General features: G+C 54.7%; 19 protein-coding genes. 11 read left to right on the top strand and 8 right to left on the bottom strand.

Annotation, left to right across the window (positions count from 1 at the left end):
* Positions 1-238 (top strand): hypothetical protein (locus QLQ17_RS16295; RefSeq protein ID WP_283210670.1); only part of this gene is annotated, 238 nt, incomplete at its 5' end.
* Between the two features lie 155 nt (positions 239-393).
* On the opposite strand, the gene pssA is transcribed toward QLQ17_RS16295, so the two are convergent.
* From pssA to QLQ17_RS16275, 4 genes are all read right to left on the bottom strand, one after another.
* Positions 394-1,221: a CDP-diacylglycerol--serine O-phosphatidyltransferase gene (gene pssA, locus QLQ17_RS16290; RefSeq protein ID WP_283210669.1), complete on the bottom strand. Its 828-nt coding sequence runs from the start codon at positions 1,219-1,221 to the stop codon at positions 394-396.
* Between the two features lie 90 nt (positions 1,222-1,311).
* Complete coding sequence (ilvC, locus tag QLQ17_RS16285; protein ID WP_283210668.1) at positions 1,312-2,328, bottom strand: ketol-acid reductoisomerase; 1,017 nt, start codon at positions 2,326-2,328, stop codon at positions 1,312-1,314.
* Between the two features lie 65 nt (positions 2,329-2,393).
* Complete coding sequence (gene ilvN / locus QLQ17_RS16280; protein ID WP_283210667.1) at positions 2,394-2,885, bottom strand: acetolactate synthase small subunit; 492 nt, start codon at positions 2,883-2,885, stop codon at positions 2,394-2,396.
* Positions 2,886-2,887: 2 nt separating this feature from the next.
* Positions 2,888-4,606, bottom strand: a complete 1,719-nt coding sequence (locus tag QLQ17_RS16275) for an acetolactate synthase 3 large subunit (protein WP_283210666.1) — start codon at positions 4,604-4,606, stop codon at positions 2,888-2,890.
* Positions 4,607-5,086: 480 nt separating this feature from the next.
* Here QLQ17_RS16275 and QLQ17_RS16270 point away from each other — a divergent pair, with 480 nt between their 5' ends.
* A complete protein-coding gene (locus QLQ17_RS16270) occupies positions 5,087-5,554 on the top strand; it encodes a DUF4124 domain-containing protein (RefSeq protein WP_283210665.1) in 468 nt (155 codons plus the stop codon).
* A 90-nt stretch (positions 5,555-5,644) separates the two neighbouring features.
* Here QLQ17_RS16270 and clpB read toward each other — a convergent pair whose 3' ends face one another.
* The 3 genes from clpB to rluD all read right to left on the bottom strand — a co-directional run bounded on the left by clpB (position 5,645) and on the right by rluD (position 10,106).
* Positions 5,645-8,221 (bottom strand): ATP-dependent chaperone ClpB, encoded by a 2,577-nt coding sequence (gene clpB, locus QLQ17_RS16265; RefSeq protein ID WP_283210664.1) that lies wholly within the window; start codon positions 8,219-8,221, stop codon positions 5,645-5,647.
* A 162-nt stretch (positions 8,222-8,383) separates the two neighbouring features.
* Positions 8,384-9,136: a peptidoglycan editing factor PgeF gene (pgeF, locus tag QLQ17_RS16260; RefSeq protein WP_283210663.1), complete on the bottom strand. Its 753-nt coding sequence runs from the start codon at positions 9,134-9,136 to the stop codon at positions 8,384-8,386.
* Positions 9,129-10,106, bottom strand: a complete 978-nt coding sequence (rluD, locus tag QLQ17_RS16255) for a 23S rRNA pseudouridine(1911/1915/1917) synthase RluD (protein ID WP_283210662.1) — start codon at positions 10,104-10,106, stop codon at positions 9,129-9,131. The genes pgeF and rluD overlap by 8 nt, the downstream gene beginning before the upstream one ends.
* A 133-nt stretch (positions 10,107-10,239) precedes the next feature.
* Here rluD and QLQ17_RS16250 point away from each other — a divergent pair, with 133 nt between their 5' ends.
* Positions 10,240-11,076, top strand: coding sequence for an outer membrane protein assembly factor BamD (locus QLQ17_RS16250; RefSeq protein ID WP_283210661.1), 837 nt, complete (start codon positions 10,240-10,242; stop codon positions 11,074-11,076).
* Between the two features lie 20 nt (positions 11,077-11,096).
* On the opposite strand, the gene QLQ17_RS16245 is transcribed toward QLQ17_RS16250, so the two are convergent.
* Complete coding sequence (locus QLQ17_RS16245; RefSeq protein WP_283210660.1) at positions 11,097-12,746, bottom strand: NAD+ synthase; 1,650 nt, start codon at positions 12,744-12,746, stop codon at positions 11,097-11,099.
* 85 nt (positions 12,747-12,831) lie between these two features.
* Here QLQ17_RS16245 and QLQ17_RS16240 point away from each other — a divergent pair, with 85 nt between their 5' ends.
* The 8 genes from QLQ17_RS16240 (at position 12,832) to QLQ17_RS16205 (ending at position 22,766) form a co-directional block, all read left to right on the top strand.
* The gene (locus QLQ17_RS16240) at positions 12,832-14,475 is read left to right on the top strand and encodes a sensor histidine kinase (RefSeq protein ID WP_283210659.1); all 1,644 of its coding nucleotides are present in this window, start codon (positions 12,832-12,834) and stop codon (positions 14,473-14,475) included.
* A gap of 51 nt (positions 14,476-14,526) precedes the next feature.
* Positions 14,527-15,915: a sigma-54-dependent transcriptional regulator gene (locus QLQ17_RS16235; protein ID WP_283210658.1), complete on the top strand. Its 1,389-nt coding sequence runs from the start codon at positions 14,527-14,529 to the stop codon at positions 15,913-15,915.
* Positions 15,916-16,025: 110 nt separating this feature from the next.
* Positions 16,026-16,607, top strand: a complete 582-nt coding sequence (locus QLQ17_RS16230; protein ID WP_283210657.1) for a GspH/FimT family pseudopilin — start codon at positions 16,026-16,028, stop codon at positions 16,605-16,607.
* A 124-nt stretch (positions 16,608-16,731) separates the two neighbouring features.
* Positions 16,732-17,214, top strand: coding sequence for a GspH/FimT family pseudopilin (locus QLQ17_RS16225; protein ID WP_283210656.1), 483 nt, complete (start codon positions 16,732-16,734; stop codon positions 17,212-17,214).
* Positions 17,211-17,645, top strand: a complete 435-nt coding sequence (gene pilV / locus QLQ17_RS16220) for a type IV pilus modification protein PilV (RefSeq protein ID WP_283210655.1) — start codon at positions 17,211-17,213, stop codon at positions 17,643-17,645. The genes QLQ17_RS16225 and pilV overlap by 4 nt, the downstream gene beginning before the upstream one ends.
* 2 nt (positions 17,646-17,647) lie before the next feature.
* Positions 17,648-18,790 carry a PilW family protein gene (locus tag QLQ17_RS16215; RefSeq protein WP_283210654.1) on the top strand — a complete coding sequence of 381 codons (1,143 nt, stop codon included), beginning with the start codon at positions 17,648-17,650 and terminating at the stop codon, positions 18,788-18,790.
* Positions 18,787-19,299 (top strand): pilus assembly PilX family protein, encoded by a 513-nt coding sequence (locus QLQ17_RS16210; protein WP_283210653.1) that lies wholly within the window; start codon positions 18,787-18,789, stop codon positions 19,297-19,299. The genes QLQ17_RS16215 and QLQ17_RS16210 overlap by 4 nt, the downstream gene beginning before the upstream one ends.
* A 65-nt stretch (positions 19,300-19,364) precedes the next feature.
* Positions 19,365-22,766 (top strand): pilus assembly protein, encoded by a 3,402-nt coding sequence (locus QLQ17_RS16205; protein WP_283210652.1) that lies wholly within the window; start codon positions 19,365-19,367, stop codon positions 22,764-22,766.
* Positions 22,767-22,773: the final 7 nt, after the last annotated feature.

Raw genomic sequence — 22,773 nt, 5'->3', positions numbered from 1 at the left:
AAGATTCTCTATTCTTGCTCAAGACAAAACTCAATTTCGACGAGTCACTGTCCTGATATTTCGTATCCGAAATACCTCGGCCAGCGCCCACACGAATTACTTGGTTAACTTTTTAAAGAGCAGCGGGAACTCCCGTTCCCTGATCAAGGCCGCGTATTCTACAGCGAATCGCTTCCTTGTCAACCGTTATTTTGCGCCTCAGAACCGCTTGATGACAAGCCTGAGACACATCGGCTGACCCCCGATCTCGGCTTCACAATGAATGCCTCACCTCGAGAGTGGGGCGCATTCTACAGCCCGTTAAAAATGTGTCAACGACGTTAAAGCAAAATTTTCAATTTACTTCGGCTTGCACGTACATCTTGATCATTTTCCGATCAGTTAGCCAGAGAATCACTTCTCTTCTGTCGACTGAGCGGATTTACGGGACTTTCGGAACAGAGCGAAAACAGGACCGGACAAAGCATAAGCCAGAAACCCGGTAAACAGCACTGTGGCCGGATCCAGGGCAACGATGACGAAACTCAGAACCACCAGAAGGATGGCGGCAAACGGCACTCGACCTCGCAGGTCGAGATCCTTGAAGCTCTTGTACAGAATGTTGCTTACCATCAACACGCCAGTGCCAGCCACCACAACAATGGTCATACCGGTAAGCCAGGTGGCCGGTTCAGAATCATGGAAGCACCAGACCAGTCCGGCAACACAAGCTGCTGCAGCGGGGCTCGCCAGACCCACGAAAAATCTCTTGTCTACAGAGCCTATCTGGGTATTGAAGCGTGCAAGCCTCAACGCGGCCCCGGCGACGAAGATGAAAGTGACAGCCCAGCCAAATTGCCCAAGATTGTTCAAGGACCAGAAAAAGGCCACCAGACCGGGAGCAACGCCAAATGCCACCATATCTGCAAGGCTGTCATATTCTTCACCAAACTTACTCTGTGTATTGGTCAGCCTGGCAACACGACCATCCAGGCCGTCCAGTACCATGGAAACAAAGATGGCGATCGCGGCGTTATCGAACACACCGTTCGCCGCCGACACAATGGCGTAAAAACCCGAAAACAATGAGGCCGTGGTCAGCGCGTTTGGCAAAAGATAAATGCCTTTACGCCGAACAGGCGCCCCCTCGACGAGCTCTTCTTCCACTACCTCGCCGGCTTCAACTTCCTGTTCATTCCCGTGTTCGGACTTAGGATCGCTCTTCGAATTCTTTTCACTCATGCTCTTCACTCCGGATAGCATTTGTGCGGAGTATATACGAAAAACGCGGCCTCAAGGGCCGCGCTCGTTTACCAAGGCCGTTCAGGCTACTCAGTTTTTCTCTTTGTCGACGATCTTGTTCGCAGAGATCCAGGGCATCATGGAGCGAAGCTTCTCGCCAACGGTTTCGATCTGATGCTCGGCATTGATGCGGCGACGAGCAGTCATGGAAGGATAGTTGCTGCTACCTTCCTGAATGAACATCTTCGCATACTCACCGGTCTGGATCCGCTTCAGCGCATTGCGCATGGCTTCACGAGACTGCTCGTTGATGATTTCAGGACCGGTCACGTATTCACCATATTCCGCGTTATTGGAAATGGAATAGTTCATGTTGGCGATACCGCCTTCGTACATCAGGTCAACAATCAGCTTGAGCTCGTGCAGACACTCAAAATAAGCCATCTCCGGCTCATAACCTGCATCTACCAGTGTTTCGAAGGCCGCCTTGACCAATTCAACGGTACCGCCACACAGAACGGCCTGCTCGCCGAACAGATCAGTTTCAGTTTCGTCCTGGAAGGTGGTCTCAATAATACCCGTACGACCGCCGCCAATACCGCTGGCGTATGAAAGCGCCAGGTTCTTGGCCGAACCAGAAGCATCCTGGAAGACAGCGATCAGGTCTGGAATACCTCCACCGCGAGTAAACTCGGTACGCACCGTGTGACCTGGCGCCTTAGGGGCCACCATAATCACGTCCAGATCCTTGCGCGGCTCAATCTGGTTGTAGTGGATCGCAAAACCGTGAGCAAAGGCCATGGTGGCGCCCTGCTTCAGGTTCGGTTCGATTTCAGCTTTGTAAAGTTGCGCCTGAAACTCATCCGGCGTCAGCACCATAACCACGTCAGCTTCAGCCACTGCAGTCGGAACGTCATTGGTTTTCAGGCCATAGGCTTCGGCTTTTGCGATGGATGAAGAGCCGGGGCGCAGACCGACAGTCACATCAACACCGGACTCTTTCAGGTTGCAAGCATGGGCGTGCCCCTGCGAACCGAAGCCGATGATGGCAACTTTCTTGCCCTGGATGATCGAAAGATCGCAATCTTTGTCGTAATAAACCTGCATGAAAAACCTCTGTATCTATGTGGGCCAAAACTGGCCGCGATTTTAACGAATATGTTGTAAGCCTGTTAGAGGCTAAGTACTTTCTCGCCACGGGCAATGCCAGACACACCAGAGCGCACCACTTCCAGCACACCCGATGTGCCGACGGCCTGAATGAAGCCATCAAGCTTTTCGCTGTCGCCGGCCAACTGCACCGTGTAAACAGAGCTGGTGACGTCAACAATCTGCCCGCGAAAAATATCGACCGTTCGCTTGATCTCAGCGCGCTGGGAGCCCGTCGCCTTCAACTTAACCAGCATAAGCTCCCGCTCGATGTGAGAACCTTCCGTAAGGTCCACCAGCTTGACCACCTCAATCAATTTATTGAGTTGTTTGGTGATCTGCTCGATGACCTTGTCGGAACCCGTGGTTGTCACGGTCAACCGGGATAGGGTTTCGTCTTCGGTCGGCGCGACGGTCAGTGTTTCGATGTTGTAGTTACGCTGCGAAAACAGGCCGACAACCCGCGACAACGCACCCGGCTCGTTTTCCAGAAGAACGGAAATGATTCGACGCATGATCAGACCCTCTCCGTCTTGCTGAGCCACATGTCTTTCATCGAACCACGAGCCACCTGCATGGGATAAACGTGCTCGAAACGATCAACGTGAATGTCGACGAAAACGAGCTTATCCTTCATTGCCAGCACTTCTTTCAGCTTCGGCTCCAGATCTTCTTTGCGATCGATCTTCACACCGACATGGCCATAGGATTCTGCCAGCTTGATGAAGTCAGGCAGTGATTCCATATAGGACTGTGAGTGACGGGACTCATAGTTCATATCCTGCCACTGCTTCACCATACCCAGCGCCTGATTATTCAGGTTGATGATCTTCACCGGCAGGTTGTACTGGTTGCAGGTGGAAAGCTCCTGAATATTCATCTGGATACTGCCTTCGCCCGTTATGCAGAGCACTTCGTCGTCCGGATAACTCAGTTTGACACCCATGGCCGCTGGCAAACCGAAGCCCATGGTTCCCAGGCCACCGGAGTTGATCCAGCGATTCGGGCGATCAAACTTGTAGTACTGCGCGGCGAACATCTGGTGCTGCCCCACATCGGAGGTCACATAGGCCTCACCATTGGTCAGGCGCCAAAGCATCTCAACCACTTCCTGGGGCTTGATCACATCGTCACTGGTTTCATAGCGCATGCCATGAAATGCTCGCCACTCATCGATCTGCTTCCACCAGGCAGCAATAGCATCGGCGTCGGGCGTTTCTTTGCTCTCTTTGACCAGCGTCAGCATCTCTTTGAGAACGGCATCAACCGGCCCCACGATGGGAACGTCAGCGTCAATGGTCTTCGAGATCGAGGCCGGATCAATGTCAATATGAACAATTCGAGCACCGGGACAGAATTTCTCGGTTGCGTTGGTTACCCGGTCATCGAAACGGGCACCGACACAGAGAATCAGATCCGCATGGTGCATGGCCATGTTTGACTCGTAGGTGCCGTGCATGCCGAGCCAGCCCAGATGCTGCTTGTCAGACGCGGGATAGCAACCAATACCCATAATGGTATTGGTGATCGGATACCCAAGCAGACGAACCAGTTCGGTCAGCTGATCCGATGCTTTGCCCAGGATCACACCGCCACCGGCATAGATCATTGGCCGCTTCGCGGCCATCAGCATATCGACAGCTTTTTTGATCTGGCCCGCGTGACCACGAATAGCGGGGTTGTAGGAACGCAGCTTCACTTTCTTGGGGAAGCTGTACTCATAACGCTCATTGGGCGTGGTCATATCTTTGGGGATATCCACAACCACAGGTCCGGGACGACCCGTTGAGGCTATGTAATAAGCTTTGCGAATAATTCCAGGGATCTCTTCTGGATGTCGCACACTCAGGTTGTGCTTCACCACTGGGCGGGAAACACCAATCATATCGGTTTCCTGAAACGCATCTTCACCAATCAGCGTCGACGCCACCTGCCCACAAAGCACAACCATTGGAATGGAATCCATAAAGGCGGTTGCGATACCGGTGATGGTGTTGGTCGCCCCCGGGCCCGAAGTCACCAGAACGGTGCCGGGTTTTCCAGACGCGCGCGCATAACCGTCGGCCATATGGACCGCCGCCTGCTCGTGCCTTACCAGAATATGCTTGACCTTATCCTGCCTGAAAAGCGCGTCATAAATATGAAGCGCGGCACCACCCGGATAGCCGTATATGTATTCGATACCCTCATCTTGAAGGGACCGAATCAGCATATCAGCGCCAGACAATAACTCCACGATGTTCTACCCTCTTCCACGAGTGAATGAGCCGGGTCACTACCCGACCACAGGTGCCTGGGTGTCCGGTTTTGCAGCTTCTTGTGAAAGCTGAACCGAATATTCCGCCACACTGATAAAAAGAGGTTGTCTCCTGGCCAGCCGCGCTCCTGAGGGTTGCGGAGAACGACCAATCAACGGGCTGTGCACTTACAAAGGCACAACGACCAGTCCGCGACTGAATTCGCGGGGCGTTCAGTGTGGTTGCTGATGGGGGATACTTGCTCGGGATCGCCTGCCGTATTGACCCCAGTCTTCAGGCAACGGGTAATTTTGACAGCGCGAAACTCTCTGTCAATAGCAAGGGCGGGTTTCTGTGGCCTGAATGTCGAATGCAGGGCCTGTAACTACGGCTCAGGAATTTTGAACCAGACGAAAGAAACTTGGCTTTACATGTGGCAGTATAGGCCTAATCTTAACGAATAAAAGAAGAGTAAAGGCATGACAAAAAAGATCCTCGCTCTCGCAGTATTTGTTCTGGCAATGCCCATCCTTGCCTCGGCGCAGTCGGTCTACAAGTGGACGGACGAAAACGGGGTGACGCATTTTGGCGATCGAAAACCGACCGGTAAGCAGTCGGAATCCGTAAGCGTCCGCACCGGGAAAGGTTCCGGCTCGTCTTCATCATCTGCTAGCCCACAGCAGCAGGTTGACCAAATGGAACAGGAACAGGCAGAAGTGGAACAGGATGAGAAAGTGTCTGCTGTTCAGGAAGCCCGCCGTAAGCAGCGGGCCGCAAACTGCGATACTGCCCAAACGAACCTTGCTCTGATAGCAACTGGCAGCCGAATCAAAGTCCAGGAGGACGGTGAAGAGCGCTATCTAAGCGAAGAAGAGATTGCACAAAAGCGCGAGCAGTTCGAGAAAATCGCCGAACTTAACTGTGGCGAAGAAGACGCCTCTTCCTGATCAATCGTTTACAAGGCGCTGCTATTGAAACGGCGTCCACGCAAAAAGAAGGCGGGCCTCATGCCCGCCTTCTTTCGTTGATATGTTGAATCACCCTTTTTCAAAGCGCATTTGGTGATCCTCCACTTTCGCGCTGATGGTGTCGCCGGGGACAAACTCGCCCTGCAACAGCTTCTGCGCCAACGGGTTCTCGATCATCCGCTGGATCGCACGCTTCAGCGGCCGCGCTCCGTATACCGGGTCGTAACCAACTTTCGCCAGAAGACCCATCGCCTCTTCGTCCAGAATCAGTTTCATATCCTGTTCCTTGAGACGCTTGCTCAATGAATCCACCTGAATTCTGGCAATGCCCTGGATCTGACTCTCAGCCAGTGGGTGGAAGACCACCACCTCATCGACTCGGTTGATGAACTCTGGGCGGAAGTGAGTACCTACTTCCTCCATAACATCCGCTTTCATGGCCTCGTAGTTTTCCTCACCCGCTTTCTGCTGAATGATGTCGGACCCAAGGTTGGAGGTCATGACGATCACCGTGTTACGGAAATCGACAGTACGGCCCTGGCCATCGGTCAAGCGACCATCTTCAAGCACCTGGAGAAGAATGTTGAACACATCCGGATGCGCTTTCTCCACCTCATCAAGAAGCAGAACGGAGTACGGCCGCCGACGAACAGCTTCCGTCAGGTAACCGCCCTCTTCATAGCCCACATACCCCGGGGGCGCACCGATCAACCGTGCAACCGAATGCTTTTCCATGAATTCGGACATGTCGATGCGGACCATGGCCTCTTCGGTGTCGAACAGAAATGACGCCAACGCCTTGCAGAGTTCCGTTTTACCAACCCCGGTCGGACCGAGGAACAAGAAAGAGCCGTTCGGCCGATGAGGATCCGCCAGCCCCGCCCGAGAGCGACGAACCGCATTTGAAACCGCTTCGACGGCCTCGTCTTGTCCAATCACCCGACCGTGCAGCGCTTCTTCCATGCGCATCAGCTTGTCACGCTCGCCTTCGAGCATTTTGGACACAGGAATGCCGGTCCATTTGGAGACAACCTCGGCAATTTCCTCATCGGTTACCCGGTTCCGGAGCAGCTTCATCTCCATCATCTCGGCCTGGCTGGCCATATCCAGCTGGCGTTCCAGCTCCGGAATCTGGCCATACTGCAGCTCCGACATTTTGCCCAGATCGCCAGAACGACGCGCGTTCTCAAGATCAATTCGGGCCTGCTCCAGGCGGCTTTTGATCTTCTGGGAGCCGTGAAGCGCTGCTTTTTCGGTGTTCCAGACTTCTTCAAGATCGGCGTACTCGCGCTCGACGCCGCTGATCACATCTGACAGCTCCGTCAAACGTTTTTTGGAGGCCGCGTCAGTTTCCTTTTTCAGCGCTTCCCGCTCTATCTTGAGCTGGATCAAACGCCGTTCGAGGCGATCCAGCGCTTCGGGCTTGGAATCCATCTCCATCCGGATCTGACTTGCCGCCTCGTCGACCAGATCAATGGCTTTATCGGGCAGCTGTCTGTCTGCTATGTAGCGGTGCGACAGTTTAGCTGCGGCGATGATGGCACCATCAGTCACTTCAACACCGTGGTGAACTTCGTACCTTTCTTTAAGGCCGCGCAGAATCGCAATCGTGTCTTCCTCGCTGGGCTCAGTCACCATCACTTTCTGGAAGCGACGCTCAAGAGCCGCATCTTTCTCGATGTTCTCACGATACTCATCCAGGGTGGTGGCACCCACACAGTGAAGCTCGCCACGAGCCAGCGCCGGCTTCAGCATGTTGCCGGCATCCATAGAGCCTTCAGCTTTACCCGCGCCGACCATGGTGTGAATTTCATCGATAAACAGGATGATCTGGCCTTCCTGTTTGGCCAGCTCGTTCAGCACGGCCTTCAGGCGCTCTTCGAACTCCCCTCGGAATTTCGCACCAGCAATCAGGGAGCCCATGTCCAGAGACAACACCCGCTTGTTCTTCAATCCTTCCGGCACTTCGCCGTTCACGATCCGCTGGGCAAGGCCCTCAACAATGGCGGTTTTACCAACGCCCGGCTCACCAATCAGCACAGGGTTATTCTTGCGACGACGCTGCAACACCTGAATGGTGCGACGGATCTCGTCGTCCCGACCGATCACCGGATCCAGCTTGCCTGCCTCGGCGCGCTCGGTCAGATCGATGGTGAACTTGTCGAGTGCCTGCCGATTTTCTTCGGCGGAGGCATCGTCCACCGTTTCGCCGCCGCGAACCTCATCAATCGCTTTTTCCAGCGCCGCCTTGTCGACACCCTGTTCTCTCAGCACACGGCCCAGGGTTCCACGGTCCTCCAGCGCAGCCATCAGCATGAGCTCGCTGGACACATATTGGTCGCCGCGCTTCTGAGCCAGCCGATCGGCGACATTGAAAAGCCGCCCCATGTCGTTTGACATGGACACGTCACCCGCAGAGCCCTGAACTTCCGGCAGGTTTTCAATCTCGCGGGCAATGGTCTGGCGAATGCGTCCAGGCTCTGCCCCGGCCTGCTTCAGCAATGGCTTGATCGAACCGCCCTGCTGATCCATCAACGCCATCATCAAGTGAACGGGCTCAATAAAGTTGTGGTCTTTGCCAACCGCCAGCGACTGAGCGTCCGCCAGCGCAGATTGGAGCTTGCTCGTCAGTTTGTCGATTCTCATGACTTCGGTATCCTCGGGTCTGTATGTCGGTAGGACAGCACTCACCGACCGACATTTAATATTCGCTTAGTTCCAATGTAGGGGCGCGAAGCCGGACTTCAAGCAAGATAGGCAAAGAATCGTCAGAAAATTGACGGATTGATATTCTGAAGCGCGGAGAATTCAGGAAAGAAAGATATAGCTGGCCATACGACCGGAGCGACCGTCCCGCCGATAGGAGAAAAAGCGCTCTTTGTCCGTGTAAGTACACCAATGCCCGCCGTAGATTGAGGTCAAACCTGCGCGCTCCAGCCGCTGACGGGCAAGCCTGTAAAGATCTGCCATAAAGTGGCCTTCCCTATTGCTGGCAGTAAAGGCGTTTTCAGCCGCAGCGTCATGTTCCAGAAAGGCTTGTCGAACTTCTGACCCAACTTCAAAGGCGTTTTGCCCAATGGCCGGCCCAAGCCAGGCCATGACGTCGCCGGGCGCCTCGAATGCTTCAACCGTCCGCTCGAGCACACCGTTACAAAGGCCACGCCATCCGGCATGGGCGGCAGCCACCCGGGTACCGGCCCGATCACAGAACAATACCGGCAAACAGTCAGCCGTCATCACCAGACACGGCGTGTTGCGTCTGGAAGTCACGCATCCGTCCGCTCGCAATCCAGATTCGCCAGACAGGCCTGTGGCTGGCAATTCGATAACCCGGGTGCCATGTACCTGTTCCAAAAACTCGAATGAGGACTTCGGCAGACCGACCCAATCCGCCAGAATCTGACGGTTGCGTTCAACGTTTTCGACGTTGTCCTCGACGTGACTACCCAGGTTGAGGCTAGACCAAGGGCCTTCGCTGACACCGCCAGCCCTGGTTGTACACGCTGCCTTGATGTGGCCCGGAGCCGGCCAATCCGGAATGATCAATTCGGAATCAGACATCGGCATTCTTCAATTCCACCTGATGCTTACGAAGAGCCGCCAGAAGGGCCAACATATCGGGAGGCATTGGGGCTTCCCAACTCATGATTTCACCGGTCTCCGGATGCTCCAGCGTCAGTTTCTGGGCGTGCAGCGCCTGCCGCTGAAAAGCGGCGAGTTCCTCTCGCAATTCCTCTGTAGTGCCTTTCGGCAACCTGAGTCGACCACCGTAGAGCGGATCGCCAATCAGAGGGTGTTTGACATGAGCCATGTGAACCCGAATCTGGTGGGTACGGCCGCTTTCCAGTTTGCAGCGAATATGGGTATGAGCCGCAAAACGTTCCACCAGCCGATAGTGAGTGACTGCTGGCTTACCGGAGGCCACAACAGCCATTTTTTTACGCTCACGGGGATGCCGGCCAATCGGTGCATCGACCGTCGCGCCACCCGTCAGGGTACCGACCACAATGGCCTCGTACTCACGGCCCATGGTTCGCGATTGCAACTGATCCACCAGAGACGTGTGCGCAATCAGGCTGCGCGCCACCACCATAATGCCAGAGGTGTCTTTATCCAGACGGTGGACAATGCCCGCACGGGGCAGGTTTTCAACTTCTGGCGCATAATTCAGAAGGGCATTCACCAGCGTACCGTCGGCATGGCCTGCCGCCGGATGCACCACCAGACCGGCAGGCTTGTTGATCACCAGCAGATGTTCATCCTCATACACGACTTCCAGAGTGATTGCCTCGGCCTCCCAGCTCACCTGAGCTTCGGGCTCGGCGTCCAATTCCAGCGTGTCGCCCATCATGACCTTGTCTCTTGGCTTGTATTTCTTGCCATTGACGGTCAGTGCGCCAGACTTGATCCAGCCTTGAAGGCGCGAGCGGGAGTGCTCGGGCATCAGTTCCGCCGCTGCCTGATCCAACCGCCGGTCGCTAACTTCGGAAGGGATTGAGAAATGGGCGGTAATTCGTGATTCAGATGACATTAAGCCCCCAGGGCGAATATAGCGTTACGTTTTTGCAAAAACATGGAATCCGGTACTGAAGCCACTGCACAAGGCACGGTATCCCCGTTACAATGGCCCACAATTTCAGATTTGCCATTATACGGGATTACACATGACGTCAGTTGCCCGATTCGTTTTTCTCTTCATCGCTGCCCTGCTGATCAGCGCCTGCGCCACCAATAAGGGCGACGAGGAAGTGCTCGCAGAAGAGACCTATTACGAGAACGCCCGTGATGCCATGAGATCCGGCAACTTTAACGAAGCCGAGACCAACCTGGACGCTCTGGAAACCTATTATCCGTTTGGTCGGTATGCCGAACAGGCCCAGTTGGACTTGATCTATGCCCGTTACCAGAATCTCGACCTTGAAGGTGCGAGGGCCGCGGCGGATCGTTTCCTGCGACTGAACCCTCAAAGCGAGCATGCAGACTACGCACTGTACATGAGAGGCCTGGCTTCCTATAACCTCGACATCGGTCTGGCGGCGCGTTATCTGCCCATCGATGTTGAAGCCCGTGACCCGGGCGAGCAGCGTCAGGCGTTTCGAGACTTTTCAGACCTGCTGGACCGATACCCAGCCAGCAAGTACGCGCCTGACGCCCGCCAGCGCATGATCGCGATCCGCAACCGGCTGGCCAATCTTGAGCTCCTGGCAGCCGAGTATTACATCAGCCGGGAGGCCTATCTGGCCGCCAACACCCGGGCCCGATACCTGATCGAAAACTATCCCTCCACGCCACCCGTGGAAGACGCCCTGATCATTCTGGCTGAGACTTTTCGGTTCCTGGATCTGAAGAAAGGAGCGTCGGACGCGGTGGCCATGCTGCGTGAAAACTTCCCGAACAGTGACGCGTTCAATGAAAATGGCGACTTTGAGCCTGATATTCTCGAACGCGAAGACCGCTCCCTGGCCAGCGTCGTCACGTTCGGCTTGATAGGCGACGAATAGCATCGCCCATCCCGGCATGGCTAGATGCCGCTTTTCCAACCGTTGGTGATGGGATAGCGGCGATCCTTGCCAAAGCCCCTTTCGGTAATACGCACGCCAATTGGGGCCTGGCGGCGTTTGTACTCGTTGATATCCACAAGCCTCACGACACGGTCAACATCCTCGCGCTCAAAGCCCTGGGCCACAATGGCATCTGCGCTCAAGTCCCGCTCCACGTATAGATTGAGAATCTGATCCAACACGTCGTATCCCGGCAGGCTGTCCTCGTCTTTCTGATCCGGTGCCAGCTCGGCCGAGGGCGGCCGGGTAATTACCCGCTCAGGGATCACCGATGACAAGGTATTCCTGTACCAGGCCAGCTTGAACACCAGGGTTTTGGGCACATCCTTCAGCACATCAAAACCGCCGGCCATATCGCCGTAAAGCGTCGAGTAACCAACGGCCATTTCGCTCTTATTACCGGTGGTAAGTACCAACGCACCGAATTTATTCGAGAGCGACATTAGCAACACACCGCGAAGCCTGGCCTGCAGGTTTTCCTCCGTGGTGTCCGGTTTCGTACCTTCAAAAGGTTGAGCCAGGGTTTCCATGAACGCATCGTACATCGGCTCGATGGAGAACACATCGTACTGGACCCCCAGAGCCCGAGCCTCAAGCTCTGCATCCTCAATGCTCATACCAGAGGTATACCGGAAAGGCATCATCACCGCCCTCACCCGGTCGGCCCCCAGCGCATCCACTGCAACAGCCAGAGTGACAGCGGAATCGATACCGCCAGACAACCCAAGCACGACGGATTTGAAGCCGTTCTTATTGACGTAGTCCCTCACACCGAGCACCAGCGCCTTGTAAACGTTCTCTTCAATCGAGGGCTCCGGAATTCTGGCCTGCACAACGGGCTGACAATGGTGCTCACAGATCAACTCGACCGGATAGAGCCCTTCGCTGAACTGAGGGGCTTCGGCGCAAAGCTCCCCGGAATGATCAAACGCCAGCGACCCCCCATCAAACACCAGCTCGTCCTGACCACCCACAAGGTTCACGTAAATCACGGTTACCCTGTTGTCCCCGGACTTGCGCTCAAGAAGCGCCTTTCGGCGATTCTGTTTGCCAATATCGTAGGGTGAGGCATTCAGGTTCAAAACCAGCTTTGCACCTTGAGCGGCAGCGTCCTCTACCGGGCCATCACTCCAGATGTCTTCACAAACGGTAAGCCCTACAGGGACTCCGCGAATCATCTGCACCTGAACATCCTGACCAGTGGCAAAATAGCGTTTCTCATCAAACACCTGGTAATTGGGCGGGAACCGTTTGAAATACTGACCCGTGATCGCGCCATCTTCGATCACCAGCGCCGTGTTATACAGCAGACCGGATTCCCGGATAGGGGCGCCAATAACAATAGCAGGGGCCAGAGATTCAGACTTGAGCCGCTCGATGGCATCAGCCACACGCAGATCCAGACTGGGGCGCAGCAAAAGATCTTCCGGCGGGTATCCGGTCAGACATAATTCCGGGAAAACCACAATGTCTGCACCCAATTCCCGATCAGCCCGATGCGCCGCATCGATCACCTTCCGGGTATTGCCCGGAATATCGCCCACCAGAAAATCAAGCTGCGCCATCACCACGGTCAGCGTTGCCGGCGATTGATCGGTTTGCCCAGACATAAAACACCGCTCCTGTAACTCATTGCCATTAAAAGGCTATTATAACCTTCCAGCGATCAAGAATTCTTCCGGATAAGCACCAATCATGGAAAACGTTTTGCAAAAAGCAGCCGGCCTGAATACCACCGGCCCTCCCGGTCACCAACGGGGGCGACTGTTCCGGATCTACAACCATTACCGCGTCGTGCTCAGTGTCCTACTAGTGACATTGCTTTTTGTCGCGCCGACAGAGTTTGATTCGCGATGGCGCGCACTGGAATATTACCAGGCCGGCGTTATTAGCTATCTTGCCATCAATGTCTTTATTGCCCTGGTGCTCCTGGCCGGATTCCAGCCGCGCAACCGTCATATCGTCATCTCGATATTGATGGACATCTTGATACTTCATTGGCTGTTGCTGACCAGTACTGGAATGACCGGTGGCCTTGCGAATCTCGTGATTGTGGCCGTGGCCGCCGGCAATATCCTTACGCCCACCCGAATCGGCACTTTCTACGCCGCTCTCGGTGCTATCTGTTCCCTGGGCATAGCCATTTGGTCGGTGCTGACACTGCTGGCCTCGGCCGATGAAATCGTAAGGGCGGGCTCCCTTGGCATCCTCTATTTTGCGGCCGCGTTTATTCTGCAATATATCTCCCGAAGAATGGTCCGCAGCGAAGCCCTCGCCAATTCCAGGGCACGCAGCATTGCCGAACTGGAGCAGATCAATCGCCAGATCATCCAAAGGATGCGCACCGGCATTCTGGTACTGGACCGATTTGGATCTGTCCGGCTTGCCAACGCCGCAGCCGAGGAATTGTTGTTCGGATCTGTGCCAGGCGAAGACAGTTTTACCCACAGTCAGATACTACCCACTCCCCTTCGCCAGGGTTTGGAAGATTGGCTACAAAACCCGGGACGGCGCACTCAGCCCTTCCAGGCCATGCCAACCGCGCCCATGGTGCAAGCCAACTTCACCCAACTGGACCAGGAGCGCGGCGACCAGATACTGGTGTTTATTGATGACCTGAGCAAAGTGACGCAGCAGGCACAGCAAATGAAACTGGCCTCCCTGGGAAGACTGACGGCCGGCATTGCTCATGAAATTCGAAATCCGCTGGGCGCAATCAGCCACGCCTCTCAGCTTATGCGCGAATCCGAGCACCTGGACGACGGCGATCGAAAAATGCTGGACATCATCCAGCGTCATTCACGCAGGGTAAACGGGATCATTGAGAACGTGCTGGATCTATCACGCCGGCGGGCAGCCAGTAGCGATCTTGTGCAAATCGATACCTGGCTGAAGGCCTTTCGAGATGACTACCTGCAAACGTTGGACAAGAATGACAACCATCCCGCTGAAATCATTCTGGAGATTGAGGAAAACCTGCCAAGCGCCCGCTTTGATGTCAGCCAGATCGAGCAGGTACTGGTTAACCTCTGCGATAACGGTCTCAGGTACAGCGAGGAGAACACCGGCGAACCCAAAATCCAACTCCATGCCGGAGCAACAGCCGACGGAGAACGTGCGTTCATCGACGTTCAGGATTTCGGGGTTGGCATTGCGGCCGAATACCGCGCCTCAATCTTCGAGCCCTTCTTCACTACAGACAAAGGCGGAACCGGGCTCGGGCTTTATCTGGCCCGGGAACTGTGCGAATCTAATCAGGCACATCTGTCTCTGGTGGACAATAAAAAAACTGGCTGCTGTTTCCGCATTACCTTTGCCCATCACGGGCGAATGATCTGATACGCCGGACACAAGAGCGCCTGACCAGCATACGGAGCTATCTCCACACCAATGACCAAACACACTGCTCTTATTGTCGACGACGAGCCCGACATCCGCGACTTGCTTGAAATCACGCTGAGTCGCATGGGCATCAGCACTCTGACGGCCAAGGACGTCGAGTCCGCAAAACAATTGCTGTCAGAAAGCAAACCCCAGCTTTGTCTTACCGACATGAACCTGCCTGATGGCAATGGCATCGAACTGGTTCAATGGATTCAACTCAATGCCCCGGCAACACCTGTGGCCGTTATCACCGCCTATGGCAATATGGATACGGCCATTGAATCCCTGAAAGCCGGCGCTTTCGATTTCGTGTCAAAGCCGGTTGAATTACCGAGGCTGAGAGAACTTGTTAACAGCGCTTTGAAACTCTCAGAGCCCGAACTGGAGTCTGAGGCATCGGAAGACGAGCCAGGGCTTCTGCTGGGCAAATCACCGGAAATCAAACGGCTCAGGAATCAGGTCCGCAAACTTGCACGCAGCCAGGCACCCGTGTTTATCAGCGGCGAATCGGGCAGCGGCAAAGAGCTGGTAGCCAGAATGATCCACATGCAAGGCCCTCGCCGCGACGGGCCTTTTATCGCAGTGAACTGTGGCGCCATCCCTTCGGAACTGATGGAAAGCGAATTCTTTGGCCATAAGAAAGGCAGCTTCACCGGCGCAACCGACAACAAAGACGGCCTGTTTCGATCCGCCAGCGGCGGCACCCTGTTCCTGGATGAAGTAGCCGATCTGCCTCTGGCAATGCAGGTAAAACTGCTCAGAGCCATTCAGGAAAAGGCCGTTCGTCCCGTTGGCGAAACCAAGGAATTCGACGTTGATATTCGGGTACTGAGCGCCACGCACAAAAACCTGCCAGAACTGGTGCAGGAAGGCGATTTCCGCCAGGACCTGTTCTATCGAATTAACGTCATCGAACTCAAGGTTCCTGCCTTGCGGGACCGGCCTGATGACATTCATCTACTCGCAAATCACGTGTTGGCGCGGATTGCAAAAGAGTACGAATGTGAACCAGCTGGGCTGACAGCCGAAGCCATCAATAGGCTGAAGGCCTATCCTTTCCCCGGGAATGTCCGAGAACTGGAGAATATCCTGGAACGGGCTTTCACCCTGTGCGATGCAGACCTGATTGGCGATGAAGACCTTCATCTGGACGCTGCCCCGGCTGCGCCTGCGCAGCGTTCCAGCACTATGACGCCGGCTCCTGGCGACGCGCCCGGCCCTGACGATCTGCCGGAGGGAGAGATAGACCTGGAGCATTATCTTGAAACGATAGAGCGAACCGCCATCGAAAAAGCACTGGAAGCAACGCGTTGGAACAAAACGGCAGCCGCTAAACGATTGGGCATCAGCTTTCGCGCACTCAGGTACAAACTGAAAAAGCTCGGATTGGATTAATCGAGCGGTCCACACCCGAGACTCCTATCGCTGAGACATTTTGAGATACAATACGGCAGCCTCACACAGGACGTGAGAGGCGAACAACTCCACCACAAGGACGTATTGCTATGCCTCGCTTCTACAAAGTTCGTGGCTTCACCCTTATTGAAGCCCTCATTACGCTCACCATTTTCGCACTGATCACCGGTTTCGTGAGCTCGTCGCTCGCGCCCCTGGTCGCCGCTAACCGTCATTCTGAATCGGTTAATGAAGCCATGCGCATGTTCTCCATTGCGCGTTCCTACGCCATACACCGCAATAGCCTTACCACCCTATGCCCCCTGTCGCCTGCGTCGCAAAAGTGCACAGATGACTGGTCGTTGCCGGTATCCGTATTCCCAGACTCAAACAACGATAAAAGACCGGATTCAGGAAAGATCTACCAGCTTTTCACCCCTGCCACCGAACAGTCCACCATCTTTTCCAGAACGGCTGGACGGGGCTATTTCCAGCTTGGCGCCGACGGGATGAGTCGCGGATCAATGGGCAGCCTGGTTGTCTGCACGCCCGCCGAGACGGGCAAGCGGCACACGAAAATGACGTACATTGCCCTGAACATCGGCGGTCGTGTGCGGGCGCTCGCCGACAAAGACAAGGACGGCAGGCTTACACTGCCCTGGGGAACCGTCATTTCCTGCCCACCCACGTGACGTAAGTCACAAGAATAGCCCCAAGCCACCGTTCATTACCCATCTCCAACCGCTTATCGCGTGGATAATGCAAAGCGGTTTTACTTTTTGCTCTACTAAACTTGGCAAAAAAAACGGGATTCATATGTTGCACAAGAACGCTGGCTTCACATTAGTGGAAATGATCGTCGTCCTGGTTGTCCTGGCCATTATCACCATGGCCGTGATTCCCGGTTTCGGCAATCTGATCTCGAAAAACCAACGGGTCGCAGACGTGAACCTTCTGGTGTCCTCACTCAACTTTGCCAGGACAGAGGCGATCAAACGCGGAAACAATGTCACGTTCAGCACGGATGGCGGTCTCGGTAGCGGTTGGTGCGTTCATTCAGGCGACGCTTCGAACGATTGCGCCAGTGACCAGATTCGTAGCTTCCAATCGTCCGGAAACATGACGTTTACGGAAACCGCATCGGACATCGTTTTTGACCGCCGGGGTTTTCTGGTGCCCCAAGCGGCGCAGAGTTTCCAGATTTACCCGGATGATTGTCCATCAGGAGACCCGGACCTTCGAATCATTCGGGTCAGCCCGGTAGGAAGAACAGAACTCGATGATGGAGTGTGCCCATGAATCAAAAAGGCTTTAGCTTGATAGAGGTCATTGTAACCATCCTGATTCTTGGCATCGGCATTCTGGGCGTAGCTTCTACCCAGGTTGTGTCGCTGAAGATGAACACTCAATCCCAAAGTCGCAGTCAGGCGGTGATTCTGGCTGAAGACCTTTTGGACAGGGTCCGCGCCTCTTACGACAACATTGGCGCTTATGCACTGGCGCAGGGAGACGCACAAGGCGCTGACAATGGCGCGTGCGATACTTCTTTTGTTCCCAATGGTGCCAGCGTGCCTGCGAACGACATCGCCACCTGGGAAAACAACCTGGCGTGCCTGCTTCCCGCGGCGGAACGCACCGTGGCAATCAACGGCAATACGGTCACAGTGACGATTGATTGGGACCAGGATGATGCTGACTCTAACCCCGTAGTAGTGAGGACTGAGATTTGATCATGTATCAGTCAAACCAAAAACCTTATACAACCATGCACCAGCTCACCCTCAACGATCAGCGGGGTCTGTCGCTGGTTGAACTGATGGTAGCGATCGCTCTTGGTCTTATTTTGACCCTGGGCGTAACGCAGATCTACCTGAGCGGTAATTCCACCTATCGCCAGACACAGGGGTTCGCCCATGCTCAGGAGAGCACGCGTTTTGTGGCGTCCATACTGAATCCGGATTTACGCTCTGCGGGAACGTTTGGGTGCCTTTCCAGGATGGGTCGCCCGCTCGACCAGATCGTCGACAACAGACTGAATGGCGGCCTGAGCATCCAGATTGACCGGCCTCTTCAGGGCTGGGAGTACACTGGCACAAGCCCGGGCGATTCCTTTAATCTACCAGACGCGATTGATACACCGGGCGCAGCAAACTGGTCGTCTGGAACGGCTGGCGCAAACCTCCCGGCTTCGCTGGTCGGCTCGGTCATTACAGGCTCAGATGTAATCATCACCAACGCGATGGCCACCCTTAGCGTGCCCGTTGATCCCGGCAATCCACAGAATGGTAACAGCATCAACTTCTTGGATAACGTGTTGGTCCCGGTCAATCGTGTAGTGCTTGCCACCGATGGAGCCTGCTCAGAAGGTGAACTGTTCCAGAAGTCGAACAACTACAACTCCTCCTCCATCACCATGGCAGGCGGTAACGTCAATCCTGGCAACAATGGCAATAATTTTAATATTGACTACGAGCCGCAGACACGGGTTTATGAGTTCACGGCCATGGCTTACTACATTGGCGAGGGAACCAATGGGGAGCCGGCGTTGTTTCGACGCCTGATGACACCCCTCGAAGCGCCCCAAGAGCTGGTATCTGGCGTTGAGACCCTGCAGATTCTTTACGGCGTCAATACAAATGGAAGCAACGCTGCAGACGAATATGTGCCGGCCGATGAGATTGCCGATGACGACTGGGCGAACGTGGTTAGCATCCGTTTTGCCACCATTTCCCGCAGCCAAAATGAAGTATTGGTTGAAGAGAACACCCGCACGTTTGATCTAATCGGCAGCGAAGTCTCTCAGGGGAACGATGGAGACCGACGAGCTCGTATCGCCTCGTCGGCGACTGTTGCGCTCAGAGGAGTCATGCAATGAAAACATTACGTGCTGATTTCAACGCATTTGGAATGGCGCCCCTTCCAGCTAAGCAGCAAGGCGCTTCGCTTATCATTGCTCTGGTCATGCTGGTACTGATCTCGATACTGGCAATTGGCGGCATGCAGGGCTCTATCCTGCAGGAACGCATGGCAAGTAATGCGCACGACGGAGCCATTTCTTTCCAGGCGACAGAGGCCGCTCTGAGACAAGCGGAAACAGACGTTCTGGCCAATATCGGAACGCGCCTGGACGCGTATGCAACACCTATGTTGGTTGACCCGTGGGAATGGGACGGCACAAACCCAGTGCCCTCGGGTACGGGCAATGCAGGCCCAGACGTCAGCGCTCAACCGATTTATCACCTGGCCCGTCTTGCCGACGTATGCCCTGAAGAACAGGGGCAACCTTGCTTCGAGCGTTATCGGGTCACCGTAAGAGGACAGGGCGGCAGTGACGAAGCGATCACTGTCCTTCAGTCAACCGTGCTTTTGCCGCCAGAACTTTGATGCTTGTTCAGACATAAATCTGCAACAACGCACAACGATTGCTGACTCTACATGGAGAGGATGCTATGAAAGCTTTTAGAAAACACACCACCAGCCACTCGAAGGTTAATAAGTTGACCACCTTCGGGGCCAGCCTTTTCCTGTCCGTGTGCACAGTTCAATCTGCACTGGCTCAGGTCAACCTTTCGCAGGTTCCACTGTTCCTGAAGGAGTCGGTCGATTCGAACCTGGTCTTCGTTTTCGATGACTCCGGATCCATGGGATGGCGCTATATGCCAGACGATCTTGGCGGGAATGACGTATACAACAACCACTATTATTCGAGCCACGTGAATAAGATCTACTATGATCCCACCGTGACTTACACCCCACCGTACAAGCCGGATGGCAGTGGCCGCTACCCAGATTCCAGTTACACGGCTGCCTGGGTCAACGGTTTTGATCAGTCAGACGACAGCACCAAAGATGACCTTAGGACCTATATTCGCTTCGACGGGCTCGGGGATATTGAGCAAGGGTTCTACATGCAGTTCAACTCCTCTGACAGCTGCGACGCAGACCCCAAGCAGAACAGTTGCTATAAGACGGTGTTGCTCAACGACGCGTCGGACGACGTAAAGCAGAATTACGCCAACTGGTTTTCTTATTACAGTCGGCGCGATCTCGCCGCCAAATCCGGTATTACAGAAGCGTTCTTTGATTTACCAGAAAGCATTCGGCTGGGTTATGGCGCCATTAACGTCAATAACAACACGATTGACGGTGTGGATGGCACGAACACGTTGGTCAGCGGCGTCAGAACCTACGACGCCAATCGCAGAGAGCAGTTCCTGACATGGCTGCACGGCAAGAGTGTTGGCGGCGGCACGCCACTGCGCACAGCCCTCAAGGACGTTGGCGAATACTATTCACGAACTGACAATCTTGGCCCCTGGGGCGAAGAACCCGGCACCAATAACACGACGGCGCATACGGAATGCCGCCAGAGCTTCGGCCTGATCATGACGGATGGAATCTGGAATGGCAGCGATCCTGCAGTTGGCAACGCTGACAACACCGCAGGCCCCTCGTACACCAACCCAGATCCTGACGGCAAAGACTTTGAATATAAAAATGTATCGCCATTTGCAGATGCGTACTCCAACACACTGGCCGATGTCGCAATGGCCTATTGGAAGAACGATCTAAGAGATGACCTTGATAATAAAGTGCCGGTTACCTCCACGGATCCTGCGTTCTGGCAACACATGACATCCTTCACCATTGGTTTGGGTGTTAATGGGAATATTGCCGAATCAGATGCAGTGAAGGCTGTTGAAACCGGTGACACCATCAACTGGCCCGAGCCTGGAAGTGACAAGAGTCCGGAAAACATTGATGACCTTCTGCACGCGGCAATCAACGGCCGAGGCGGTTATGCCAGCGCCCAGAATCCAACAGAGTTTACGGCAGAAATCCAGGGGTTTCTTGACGATGTTATCGCCAGATCAGAAACATCAGCCTCGTCTGCTGCCGTGAGTTCGTCGGTGCTGCAGACAGGTACTCTGGGCTACTTTGCTGGCTTCCGAAGCGAGGATTGGTCCGGCACCCTGACCGCTATTGATCTCAGTACCGGCGATGTGGAGTGGGACGCCGAAACCAAACTGGCCAACACGCTGCCAGAGAATAGAACCCTGATCACCTACAATGGCACAAATGCCGTAGAGCTGGCCTTTGACTCAGCTACTTCGCTGTCCAATCTATCCACAGAACAGCAAAACGCGTTGAACGCAGACCCAACACAAGCGGGCACTCTCGACAACCTTGGCTACAAGCGGCTTGCCTGGCTTCATGGGGACAACCCAGCAGACGACTCTTTCCGTGACAGGAGCGCTGAAACCCCCGGCGGCGCAACCGTTACCCGGTTGCTTGGCGATATCGTGAATGGCAACCCCCAGATAGTTGGCAACAGCAACTATGGTTACGCAAGCCTCGACGATGAAGGCAGCTCCTACGGTGCGTTCCGTTCAACCTCCGCTTACCAGAATCGAACCAAAACACTTTATGTCGCTTCTAATGATGGCATTCTGCATGCCTTTGACGGCGAGACCGGCACAGAAATGTTCGGATACATTCCATCTGAGCTTCTGTTGCCGGCTGGTTCCAACAGCCACGCACGTATTTCTGAACTGATGAGACCCGATTATTCTCACCGGTTCTACCTGGATGGCACTCCTCAGATCCAGGATGCCTACGTCGATAAAAACGGCAACGGTTCCGCAGAGTGGCGTACCATTCTGGTCGGCACCATGGGCGCGGGCGGAAAAACCGTATTTGCGCTTGATGTGACCGATCCCGGTGAGTTTTCTCCCAGCGAAGATGTCATGTGGGAATTCCAGCACGCAAACCTTGGTTATGGTGTGACGGATGCCAGAATTGCCCGATTGGAAGACGGACGCTGGGTTGCCCTGTTTGGCAACGGGTACAATGGCGCCAATGATCAGGCGAGTCTGTTTGTGGTCGACCTGAGCGATGGTTCGCTGATTCGTGAGCTGCAAACCGGTGTCGGTAGCAGCACGGCGTCCAATGGCCTCGCAGCTCCAACGATCGGCAGCTTCCCCGAGAGAGACGCTGTGTCCCGCTACGCCTACGCTGGCGACCTTCTTGGTAACCTTTGGCGTTTTGACATTACTGGCACCAGATCAAGTAGCTGGAGTACAACCAAAGTGTTCACCGCAGCAAGCCCGGCAGGCAACACTCAACCCATTACGGTTGCACCGCGGGTCGCCATAAACCCCAACGACGATGAAGAACTGGTGGTTACGTTTGGCACCGGCAGCTTTATCCGCTCCGGTGATGAAAACGACAACGACATTCAGACGTTTTACGCGATCAAGGATAACCTGACGGAATTCAATCTGAGTCGCTCGGATCTCCTTCAACAAACCATTACGACTCAAGAGACTGTAACGGTCGAACGAGACGATGGGTCCGATCAGACCTACACACTTCGTGATACTTCCAGCAATGAACTGACTGACGAGAAGGGTTGGTACCTGGATCTTGCCTACAACGGCATCAAATCGGGTGAAAGGGTTATCAGCCGAGCCGCGTTTCCTTTCGGCGTGTACTCTAATCGGGTGCGGTTCAATACGGTCATACCTGACACAGATCCATGTGGAAGTTCTCGCACTGGCTTCTTGATGGACCTGAAACTGACGACCGGTGAAAAGTCGGACCAACCCGTTTTCGATCTGGATGGTGACGGCCAGTTCAACACGAACGATATCGTGAATGGGTATCCTGCCAGCGGTATCGAGTGGGGTGAAGGCGAAGAGATTCGCACGATCAAGATCATCTCAGATCCTCCCGGCGAAACTGAAGCGCTGATTGGGAATCCAGGAGGAACACCATCCTGCGAAGCGGGACTGTGCACGCGAACTCTTAAGAACGCACTGGGACGGCAAACCTGGGAGCAGCTTCGCTAGAAGCTGC

It is taken from the genome of Marinobacter sp. CHS3-4, from assembly GCF_030053415.1.
Classification (GTDB): domain Bacteria; phylum Pseudomonadota; class Gammaproteobacteria; order Pseudomonadales; family Oleiphilaceae; genus Marinobacter.
This window is presented reverse-complemented; position numbering and strand designations above follow the sequence as displayed.